Origin of the sequence: Roseateles chitinivorans (assembly GCF_002761755.1) — a bacterium.
Lineage (GTDB): Bacteria > Pseudomonadota > Gammaproteobacteria > Burkholderiales > Burkholderiaceae_C > Roseateles > Roseateles chitinivorans.
In genome coordinates this window covers 1-10,318 of record NZ_PEOG01000116.1, presented here as the reverse complement: position 1 = coordinate 10,318, position 10,318 = coordinate 1, and the positions used below count along the sequence as shown (strand labels likewise).

10 protein-coding genes are annotated in these 10,318 nt (G+C 69.2%); 4 read left to right on the top strand and 6 right to left on the bottom strand.

Going from position 1 to position 10,318, the window contains the following annotated elements:
• The 5 genes from CS062_RS24235 to CS062_RS24215 form a co-directional block, all read right to left on the bottom strand.
• On the bottom strand, positions 1-1,395 hold a 1,395-nt coding region (locus CS062_RS24235; RefSeq protein ID WP_099864369.1), incomplete at its 3' end, for an MdtA/MuxA family multidrug efflux RND transporter periplasmic adaptor subunit.
• 233 nt (positions 1,396-1,628) lie between these two features.
• A complete protein-coding gene (locus CS062_RS24230) occupies positions 1,629-2,138 on the bottom strand; it encodes a TlpA disulfide reductase family protein (protein WP_099864367.1) in 510 nt (169 codons plus the stop codon).
• 110 nt (positions 2,139-2,248) lie between these two features.
• Positions 2,249-3,418, bottom strand: coding sequence for an ATP-binding protein (locus CS062_RS24225; protein ID WP_099864365.1), 1,170 nt, complete (start codon positions 3,416-3,418; stop codon positions 2,249-2,251).
• A gap of 172 nt (positions 3,419-3,590) precedes the next feature.
• Entirely contained in the window at positions 3,591-4,346 is a 756-nt protein-coding gene (locus CS062_RS24220; protein WP_099864363.1) for an alpha/beta fold hydrolase, read from the bottom strand.
• Positions 4,343-5,608 (bottom strand): CaiB/BaiF CoA transferase family protein, encoded by a 1,266-nt coding sequence (locus tag CS062_RS24215; protein ID WP_199174347.1) that lies wholly within the window; start codon positions 5,606-5,608, stop codon positions 4,343-4,345. The genes CS062_RS24220 and CS062_RS24215 overlap by 4 nt, the downstream gene beginning before the upstream one ends.
• Before the next feature lie 75 nt (positions 5,609-5,683).
• Here CS062_RS24215 and CS062_RS24210 point away from each other — a divergent pair, with 75 nt between their 5' ends.
• From CS062_RS24210 to CS062_RS24200, 3 genes are all read left to right on the top strand, one after another.
• Positions 5,684-6,202 carry a hypothetical protein gene (locus CS062_RS24210; protein ID WP_099864359.1) on the top strand — a complete coding sequence of 173 codons (519 nt, stop codon included), beginning with the start codon at positions 5,684-5,686 and terminating at the stop codon, positions 6,200-6,202.
• A gap of 88 nt (positions 6,203-6,290) precedes the next feature.
• A complete protein-coding gene (locus tag CS062_RS24205; RefSeq protein ID WP_158238913.1) occupies positions 6,291-6,713 on the top strand; it encodes a PTS sugar transporter subunit IIA in 423 nt (140 codons plus the stop codon).
• Positions 6,710-6,979, top strand: coding sequence for an HPr family phosphocarrier protein (locus tag CS062_RS24200; RefSeq protein ID WP_099864355.1), 270 nt, complete (start codon positions 6,710-6,712; stop codon positions 6,977-6,979). Before CS062_RS24205 ends, CS062_RS24200 begins: the two co-directional genes overlap by 4 nt.
• Before the next feature lie 61 nt (positions 6,980-7,040).
• On the opposite strand, the gene CS062_RS24195 is transcribed toward CS062_RS24200, so the two are convergent.
• On the bottom strand, positions 7,041-7,889 hold the full coding sequence (locus tag CS062_RS24195) for a GNAT family N-acetyltransferase (RefSeq protein ID WP_099864352.1): 849 nt from the start codon (positions 7,887-7,889) through the stop codon (positions 7,041-7,043).
• Between the two features lie 197 nt (positions 7,890-8,086).
• Here CS062_RS24195 and ptsP point away from each other — a divergent pair, with 197 nt between their 5' ends.
• Complete coding sequence (gene ptsP, locus CS062_RS24190; RefSeq protein WP_099864349.1) at positions 8,087-9,862, top strand: phosphoenolpyruvate--protein phosphotransferase; 1,776 nt, start codon at positions 8,087-8,089, stop codon at positions 9,860-9,862.
• Positions 9,863-10,318: the final 456 nt, after the last annotated feature.

The window sequence follows — 10,318 nt, the reverse complement described above, 5'->3', positions numbered from 1 at the left end:
CGCGGAGGCACCCGAGGCATGACGGCCACCGCTGCGGGCGCCGGAGGCCGCGCCGCCCGGTGCGCTCGCGCCACGGCCGCGCCGCGGTGCCGCGTTGGCGCCGGCGCGCTGCTTCGGATCGTTGGCGATGACCTCGACCTTGGCGCCCTCGCGCAGGCGGTCGACACCGTCCACGACGATGCGATCGCCGGCCTGGACCGGGCCGTCCACCGCCATCCAGTCGCCGTCGACCGCGCCGGTCTGCACGACCCGCGTGCTCACCGTGTTGTCCGGACCGACGACGTAGACATAGAAGCCCTGTGCGCCGCGCAGCACCGCGGCGGCCGGCACGGCCAGGCGGTTGGCCTCGGTGGCGAGTTGCAGCTTCACGCTGACCGACTGGTTGGGATACAGCGCGTCGTCCTCGTTCGGAAACAGGGCCTTGAGCTTGATCGTGTCGGTGCTCAGGTCGATGGCGTTGTCGGCGGTCGCGAGCCGGCCCGTCGCCAGCCGGGTCTTGCCGTCGCGACTCCAGGCCTCGACTGTCAGCGATGCCTTGTCCTTCAGGCCGGCGGTGACCTGCGGCAGCAACGCCGACGGCACCGCGAAGGTCAGCGCGATCGGCCGCGTCTGCGTGATGCTGACGACACCGTTGGCATCGCCGGTCTGCACGACGTTGCCGATGTCGACCTGCTTCAGGCCGACGCGCCCCGAGATCGGCGCCAGCACCCGGGTGTAGGTGACCTGCAGGCGGGCGCTGTCCACGGCGGCCTGGTCGGCTTTCACCGTGCCGTCGAGCTGGCGGACCGTCGCCTGCTGCGTGTCGACCTGCTGGCGCGCGATCGCGTCCTTCGCGAGCAGGTCCTGATAGCGGGCGAGGTCGATGCGGGCGTTGTCCAGCGTCGCCTTGTCGCGGGCGAGCTGGCCCTCGGCCTGACCCAGCGCGGCCTGGAACGCCCGCGGGTCGATCTGGGCCAGCGGCTGTCCGGCCTTGACCTGCTGGCCCTCGGTGAAGTGCAGCTGCTGCAGCACGCCGCTGACCTGCGCGCGCACGACGGCGGTGTTGGAGGCGCTGATGGTGCCGATGGCGGACGCGGTGTGCCGGATGTCCTGCAGCCGCGCGGCGATCACCGACACCGGCTGCACCCGGTTGGCGGCGAAGCGACCGCCCCGTCCGCCGGCGCCGGCCTGGCCCGCGCCGCCCGGACTGCTGGCAGCGCGCGCGGGACCGCCGCCCGCCTCGCCGTCGGCACCACGACCTTTCCACCACCACCAGCCGCCGATCGCCGCGGCCATCACCACGAGGGCGAGGATCCACGGCGCGGCGCGGCCCTGTTGTCGGCGGCGCCTTGACACGCCAGGGGAGGGGACGAGGCCGGAGACCGGCGGGCAGGGCAGCTTGTTGTTGGTGTTCATGCGGGTCGGTCGCTGGTGCGGAGGGCCTCTGGCGGGCCGGAAGCGGGACGCGGGCTGGCCGTGGCGGCGCCGTCAGGGCGCGGGCTCGGCGGGCATGTCGACACCCTAGTATCTGGCGACAGCAGCCTGGTGTCGCCGACGAAAAGAATCGCAAAGCGCCCGGACCCGCCCGTGGAGCGGCCAGAAAAAATGCCGCTCGATGAGCGGCATGCTTTCAGGGGGGAGGGGGCGGATCAGCTCTCGGCGAGCAGCTTCTCGATCGTGCCGTGCAGCGCGGCGAAGTCGGGCTCGCCGACGAAGCGCTTGACGATCTCGCCCCGCTTGTTGATCAGGAAGGTGGTGGGCGTGAGCTGCACCTTGCCAAAGCTGCGCGCGATCTCGCCGGTGCTGTCCATCGCGACGCCGAAGGGCAGCTTGCGAGTCTCGGCATAGTTCGCGACATAGGCCGGAGGGTCATAGCTCATGGCCACGGCCAGCGTGTCGAAGCCCTTGTCCTTGTACTTCTGGTGCGTCGCGATGACGTTGGGCATCTCTTTGACGCAGGTCGTGCAGGAGGTGGCCCAGAAGTTGACCAGCATCACCTTGCCGGTCCAGGCCTGCGCCGACGCGTGCTTCGAGCCGTCGAGCAGCACGTAGTCCACCCGCGGGGCGGGTTCGGGCTTCAGGCCCTCGTAGGCGAGGCCGGCACCGACACCGACGGCGGCGACCAACAACAGGAGTCCGGTCCAGCGAGGCAGCTTCATAGGGGGCGAGTGTATGCCGGTCGCCCCCGGCTCGTCACCCGGGAGGGGCTTGCCCGGGTGACGCTCAGGCCGGTGTCAGGCGGCGCGACGACCGACCGCGCGCCGGCGATTCACAGCGCCTTGGACAGCTCGAAAAGCAGCACCGATGGCAGCGCATCCTGAAGGTTCTGCCGCGAGATCCTCGCCATGTGGTCAGCCGTCGCGGTGGAGAGCTGCGTCTGCAGGTCGCCGTCCATCACCTCGACGAAGCTGAAGTTGGGCACCTCGCCGGTGATGTCGGCGCGCAGGCGGTCGAAGTCCGCATCGCGCAGCGACTGCTCGAAGGCGATGCCATGCGGCAGGCCTTCCTCGCAGAACTCGAGGGCCTCGTCCATCGAGGCCACCGCATCGATGATCAGCCCCATGTGGCGTACCGCCGCCTGGATTTCCTGCCGCAGCTCCCGGCGCGGCGAGACGATCAGCAGATGGCAACCGGCCAGCGGCTTGGAGTTGTGCGACGGCGTCGGGTCGTCGAGCTCCGGCCGGTCCGGCGGCGCGACCGGCGCGGGGCCGTGCTGCGCGCCGGGCTCGTCGCCGGCCAGGTGCGGGAACTCCAGCGTCAGCATCGTGATGCCGGCCTCGTCCTCGCGCAGCGGCAGGGCGCCGATCGTCAGCGCGGTCTGCTCGATCAGCCGCCAGGTCAGCGAGTTCAGCGATTCGGGCGGCTCGTTGATCGCCGACGAGGGCGCGCTGCCCAGGTCCAGCGAGCGGTGGGCGAAGCGGCACATCAACCGCGCCTTGGCCGGCCACGGCGTCAGGTCCAGCCGCATCTCCAGCGAGGAATGCGTGTTCGTGAGCGCCCAGTCCATCACCGCGTTCAGCAACGAGAACAGCAGCGACGCGTCGGTCATCACCTCGATCGGCTGCAGCAGCTGCCGGATCTGGATGCCGCGCGCCTGGGTCTCCCGGCTGCGCTGCGCCAGCACGCCGCGCAGCACCTGCGTCAGCGACACCGGCTCGCGCGACAGCCGCAGCCGGCCCGAGGCCAGGCGGGCCAGTTGCTGGCTCACCATGCCGGCCTCGCGCGCCTGCGCCACCGCGTCGCGCAGCGCCCGCAGGCCCTGGCGGTCGATCTGGCCGGTGCTGATCAGCGCGTGGATCCGCTCCAGTGCCCCGCTCAGCGGGCCGGCGATCTCGGCGCCGAGTTGCTGGACGATGTCGCCCCATTGCGAATCGCTGGGGCGCTGCACCATGTCATTGGCGGCCAGCGGCGCGGCCACGGTGGGGGGCGGGCGGGACATGCTCTCTCATTTGGGTGGGCCGCTGGCGGCATGCCGGGGCGGGGAGGCGCCATGGTTCCGCGCGGCCCCGGGGGAGGCCATCCCGTGAGTCGGGGGCAATCGCCCCCCCGGGTGGATGCCGTGAAATGGCTCACGTTTCCGAGGCCACCGGGGGCGGATGGCGGACGCCGGGTCAGCCCTTCGCCTGGCGGTCGGCCAGCATGAGCAGGCGCTCGGTGAGCGCCTGCGGCGCCGAGATCATCACCTGATGACCGGTCGGGATCTCGAAGCGCTCCCAGCCGGGCTGGCTGCGGGCGCGCTCGCGCGCGGCGGCGATGGTGAGCAGGGCCGGGCGGTTGCAGTCGATGAACGTGCGCGGGCGCTCGAGCCAGGCGGCCTTGTCGAAGTCGAGCGGGCTGTCATAGACCCCGCCCGGCTGCGGGCGCTGGCAGCGCATCATCCAGTCGAAGTCCTCCGGCTGGAGCCCCATGCCGTGCGGCTCGGTCACCGGCAGGTGGCCGAACTTCGCGATCAGCTCGCGCCGCTGCGCCTGTGTCTCCGGCGTGTGGCGGCTGGACCAGGACTCGCCCGGCTCCGGCACCACCGCGTCCAGATAGACGAGCCGCGCGATGCGAGTCGGCAACTGGTCGGCCACGCCGGTGATCACCATGCCGCTGTAGCTGTGGCCGACCAGCAGCACATCGGTCAGTTCCTCGCAGGTGATGACGGCCTTGACGTCGTCGATGTGGGTCTGCAGCCGGATGCTCTCGTGCGGCTGGTGCGCCCGCTCGCCGACGCCGCTCAGGGTCACCGGGAAGACGCGGTGACCGGCCGCTCGCAACGGTGCCAGCACCCGTTTCCACGCCCAGGCCCCCAGCCAGGCCCCATGCACCAGGACGATGTCCACGCCCCGCGGTCGATCCGCGCCGTCTCGATCGGTGCTGCTCATGCGATGACTCCTTCCTCGCGCCAGGCGGCGATGGCCTCGGGGCCATGGCCGAGCTCGGCCAGGACCTCGTCGGTGTGTTGTCCCAGCAGCGGCGGGGGCAATCGGTAGGCCACCGGCGTGGCGGACAGCTTCATCGGGCTGGCGACGACGCGCAGCCCGTCGCTCAACGGATGCGCCATCGGCACGACCATGCCGCGATGCCGAACCTGAGGGTCCTCGAAGACCTCGGCAAGGTCGTTGATCGCGCCTCCCGGCACCTTGGCCGCTTCCATCGCGTCGAGCCAGTGCTGGCGCGGTCGCGCGGCGATGCGCTCGGCCAGCAGCGGGACCAGCGCCTCGCGGTGCCGAACGCGTTGCGCATTGGTCGCATAGCGCGGATCGCGGGCCAACTCGGGAACGCCGAGCAGTTCGCAGAACTTGACGAACTGGCCGTCGTTGCCGACGGCGACGATCAGGTGGCCATCGCTGGCCTGGAAGACCTGGTACGGCACGATGTTCTGATGGGCATTGCCCATGCGGCGCGGCGCCTGGCCCGTGGTCAGGTAGTTCGCGCCGAGGTTGGCCAGCATCGCCACCTGCGTGTCCAGCAGCGCCATGTCGACGACCTGCCCCTCGCCGGTCGCGTCGCGGTGGCGCAGCGCGGCCAGGATCGCGACCGTCGCATACATGCCGGTGAACAGGTCCGCCACCGCCACGCCGACCTTCTGCGGTCCGCCCCCGGGCAGCGCGTCGGCTTCGCCGGTGACGCTCATCAGTCCGCCCAGGCCCTGCACCGCGTAGTCGTAGCCGGCGCGGTCCCGGTAGGGGCCGGTCTGGCCGAAGCCGGTGACCGAGCAGAACACCAGCCGCGGATTGAGCGCCAGCAGCGCCGGCGCATTCAGACCGTAGCGGGTCAGGTCGCCGACCTTGTAGTTCTCGACCACCACGTCCGCGCGACGGGCCAGTTCCCGGATCAGGTCCTGGCCCTTGGGACTGGCGATGTCGACGCCGATCGAGCGCTTGTTGCGGTTCGCGCCCAGGTAGTAGGCCGCCTCCGCGGTGTCCTGGCCGTCGCGGTCCTTCAGGTAGGGCGGCCCCCACCCTCGGGTGTCGTCGCCCCCCGGATGGCCGCCTTTGGGCGGGCGTTCGACCTTGATGACGTCGGCGCCGAGGTCGGCCAGCGTCTGCGTGCACCAGGGACCGGCCAGCACGCGGGAGAGATCCAGGACGCGCACGCCTTGCAGGGCCATCGCGGAGGGACGGGGGGAGTTCGCTTCGCTCATCAAGGCATTGTGGGGGATGTCGCCAGGGGTGCCAGCGAGGGAGGTTCCGGTCGCCTCCCCCGCCATAATCGTCCGATGCGCCGACCGACCCTGCTTGTTCCGATCCTGCCGCTGATGCTGGTCGCGGGCTGCAGTCCCGCCTTGAACTGGCGCAAGGTCGATCCGGAAGGCGCGCAGGTCTCGCTGATGTTTCCTTGCAAGCCCGAACGCGAGGAGCGTACGCAGCCCGGGCCGGCCGGCCAACCGGTCGTCGTGCGTTCCATGAGCTGCAAGGCGCGCGGCGGGCAGTTCTCCTTCACCTGGACCGACCTCGGCGACGCCCGCGCGACCTCGGCCGCGATGCGTCGCATGCACGAGGGCATCGCCCGGCAGATGGCCCCGCGGGCGTCGGCGCCCCTGAGCGTCCGTGGGATCGCGGCCGATCCGGAAGCGTTCCAGCAGGCCTTCGAGGCCCGGCCGGGCCAGCCGGCCCAGCAGGCGCGCCAGGCCGTGTTCTCCCGGGAGGGGCGGCTGTACCAGCTGTTGCTGCAGGGGGAGCGCCTGGACGCGGAGGCCTGGGACGTGTTCCTCGGCTCCGTGCAACTGCCCCGTTGAGGGGAGGCGCGGCAAGGCACCCTCCCCACGATTGCGGGTTTGTGCGCGCCCCGCCCGCGCCATGCTGCGCCGCACGATAATGCGCCCCATGTCCGGCCTGCTGCTGATCGCCCATGCTCCGCTGGCCACCGCGCTCAAGCAGGTGGCCGAGCACACGTTTCCGCACTGCGCGCTGCAGCTCAGCGTGCTGGACGTGACGCCGGAGATGAGCGCCGACGATGTCGAGTCGCTGGCGCGGGCGCTGATCAGCGCCTCCGGACATCTGCAGACCCTGGTGCTGACCGACGTCTACGGCGCCACACCGACGAATGCCGCGCTGCGCCTGCAGGGCGAGCAGGTGAAGGTGCTGACCGGCGTCAACGTGCCGATGCTGTGGCGCTCGCTGTGCTACGCCGGCGAAGGACTGGACGCGCTGCTGCAGCGCGCCAGCCAGGGCGGTACCCAGGGGATCCTGTGCGACGCGACCGCGCCGTGCTCCACCAACTCCTCGTCCCGCCCCTCCTGCTCATGATCAAGTCGACCCTCACCATCAGCAACAAGCTGGGCCTGCATGCCCGTGCCTCGGCGAAGCTGACCAAGCTGGCGGGGGGATTCAAGGCAGAGGTCTTCATGACCCGCAACGGCCGACGCGTGAATGCCAAGAGCATCATGGGCGTCATGATGCTGGCCGCCGGGATCGGCGCCGAAGTGGAACTCGAGACCGCGGGCGAGGACGAGCAGGCCGCGCACGAGGCGATCACCGCGCTGGTGAACGACAAGTTCGGCGAAGGCCAGTAAGACAGGCGTGTCGCGGGGAAGGGCTGTCGAGGGCAGCCCTTTTCCACGGACGCGGTCGTCCTCAAAGACCCCCGAGGAAGTGCTTGCGGTAGCGCGCCGGCAGGTCCGCGATGCGCATGATCATCGGAAGGTCGGCGGTGTTGAAGTCAGGATCCCAGGCGGGCCGGCCCAGGATGCGCGCGCCGACGCGCAGGTAACCCTTGATCAGCGGCGGCGGCTCGACAACCAGGTCCTGGCGCAGGTCGTCGACCGGCAGCGGCAGGCGGGGGCGCACCTGCCATTCGATGTCGGCCAGATGGCTGCCTTCGAGCTGGCGCCACAGGCTGGCTGCATAGTGGCCGCCATCGCGCATGCTGATCGAGGCGCAGCCGATCATCGTGTCCAGGTCGTTGCGGACCATGAACTCCGCCAGCGCGCCCCACAGCGCCATGATGGCGCCGCCATGGCGGTGGTCGGGGTGGACGCAGGAACGGCCCAGTTCGACCATGCGCGGACGCAGCGAACGCAGTCGGGTCAGGTCGAACTCGGTCTCGCTGTACAGGCCGCCGGCGCGGCGCGCGGCCTCTGGCGTCAGCACCCGGTAAGTCCCGATCACCTCGGCCGGTTGGCCGTGCTCGTCGAGCGTGCGAACGAGCAAGTGCTCGCAGAACGGGTCGAAGAGATCGATGTCATGGCCCGCGGGTGCGCCGGCCGGCACGCTCAGTCGCGCGCCCATCTCGTCGACGAAGACCTGGTACCTCAGGCGCTGGGCCTGCCGGACTTCGTCCTCCGTGCGCGCCCAACCCACATGGAAGCGAGCGCGCGCAGCGTCGACAACGACGTCTTGCGAACTGGCTGGAAGTGACCTCCGGGGCGCCTCGGCCGGGCGCAGATCGGAAAAGGGCAGGGTGGGCAGCGGCAGATCCCTCATGGCAAAGCCTCGCTGAAGTGATGCCCGGATGCTGAGCGGCGGCGGTGACGCGTCGGTGACCCTCAAGTGAACGAACCATGACAGTCGTGTCGTCGTCACGCTCACCCGCACGGACGATTGACGCGGGGCTCACGGAGGTTTTCGCAAGTTCACCTTCGGCCCAGGTCGGCAACGACACCCGCTGCTAAAGTCGGCGCATGAGTTTCCAGGTCTTCGGCATTCCCGTTTCCCGCGGCGTGGCGATCGGCCGCGCGGTGCTGGTCGCGTCCAGCCGCGTCGACGTCGCCCATTACTTCATTGGCGCCGCCGACGCGGAGCAGGAATATGCCCGGCTGGTCCGTGGCCGCGACGCGGTGACCCGCGAGCTGCAGGACCTCAAGGCCGAACTGCCGGAGGACGCGCCGCACGAGCTCGACGCGCTGCTGGATGTCCACCTGCTGCTGCTGAACGACGAGGCGCTCGTCGATGCCGCCCGCGACTGGATTGTCGACCGCCACTACAACGCCGAATGGGCGCTGTCGGCGCAGCTCGAAGTGCTGGCGCGCCAGTTCGACGAAATGGAGGACGACTACCTGCGCGAGCGCAAGGCCGACCTGGAGCAGGTGGTCGAGCGGGTGCTGGCCGCGCTCGCGGCCGAACAGAACGAGTCACCCAGCGGTGCCTCGGCGGTGGTCGCGCGTGACTTCGCCGGTGAGGATCCGCTGCTTCTGGTGGCGGCCGACATCGCGCCGGCCGACATGATCCAGTTCAAGCGCAGCGTCTTCCAAGGCTTCATCACCGACATTGGGGGAAAGACCTCGCACACGGCCATCGTGGCCCGGAGCATGGCCATCCCCGCGGTGGTAGGAACGCGCGAAGCCTCGCGGCTCATCCGCCAGGACGATTGGGTGATCATCGACGGCGATGCCGGGACGGTCATCGTCAACCCGTCCCCCATCGTGCTGGAGGAGTACCGTTTCAGGCAGCGTCAGGCGGAGCTGGAGAACGCGCGACTGGCCCGGCTGCGCCACACGCCGGCGATCACCATGGATGGGCAGCGCATCGAGCTACACGCCAACATCGAGTTGCCGGGCGACACCGTGGCGGCGCTGGCCTCCGGCGCGACCGGCGTCGGCCTGTTCCGTAGCGAGTTCCTGTTCATGAATCGCGAGGGCGACCTGCCCAGCGAGGAAGAGCAATTCGCTGCCTACAAGAGCGCCGTCGAGGCAATGGCCGGGCTGCCAGTCACGATCCGCACCGTCGACATCGGTGCGGACAAGCCCTTGGATCGCATGTCGGTCAATGAACTGCGCCACGAACATGTGCTGAACCCGGCGATGGGTCTGCGAGCGATCCGCTGGAGTCTGGCTGAGCCGAGCATGTTCCGTCAGCAGCTGCGCGCCATCTATCGAGCGAGCGCCTTCGGCAAGGTGAAGCTGCTGGTGCCGATGGTGGCCCATCTGGGCGAGATCCGTCAGATTCAGGAAACCATCAAGCGGGTGAAGGGCCAACTGGACGAGACGGGCCAGGCCTACGGTGAGGTGCTGCTTGGCGTCATGGTGGAGGTGCCAGCGGCGGCGATCATGCTGCCGCAGTTGCTCAAGCACGTGGACTTCGTGTCCATCGGCACCAACGACCTGATCCAGTACACCCTGGCCATCGACCGCGCCGACGAAGCGGTCGCCCATCTGTATGACCCGTGGCATCCGGCGGTGCTGAATCTGCTGGCCAGTTCCATCGCCCAGGCGCGCGCCGCCGGCAAGGAAGTCAGCGTTTGCGGCGAAATGGCGGGTGACGCGGCGTTCACCGACCTGTTGTTGGCCATGGGACTGACGTGCTTCTCCATGCACCCCTCGCAGATCCCGTCGGTCAAGCAGAGGATCCTTCGGGCGGACGTGCCGCGCTTGTCGGCGGCCCTGCCCCGGATCCTGGAGAGCGATGAGCCGGCGAAGGCCGCGCTGGAAGCGCTGACGCCGCAGTCGCGATTGCATTGACTGCGGGCTCCACGCCCTTCTTATGTAGGAGCGGGCAGCGCGAACCGTGCGTCATGACGATGAGATGACGGGGAGTTGCGCGGACGAAAAAACTCGTGCTAGACTCTCGGTCTTCGCTGCTCACGACAAGGTTTTGAGCGGCGGCCTCGGAGGGTATGCCGAGGTGGTCAAATGATTTGACTGGGTTTGCCCGGTTTTCATTTGGCGGCGAGATTCTCGCAGTCGACGATGAAAATAATTTCGCAGACTGCTTGACGAATTCAAAAGGAATCGTTCATAATCTCGCTTCTGCGCTGCTGACGACAAGTCGGTGACGCGACGAAGCCGGTGCAAGCCGCTTCGATGTTCTTTAAGAATTTACAGCCGATAAGCGTGGGCGTCTGAACGAGCGACCTGAGAAGGTTAAATCTTTAGACGCTCACGGAAATGAATGAAGCTATGAAAGTAGTCTTTGTT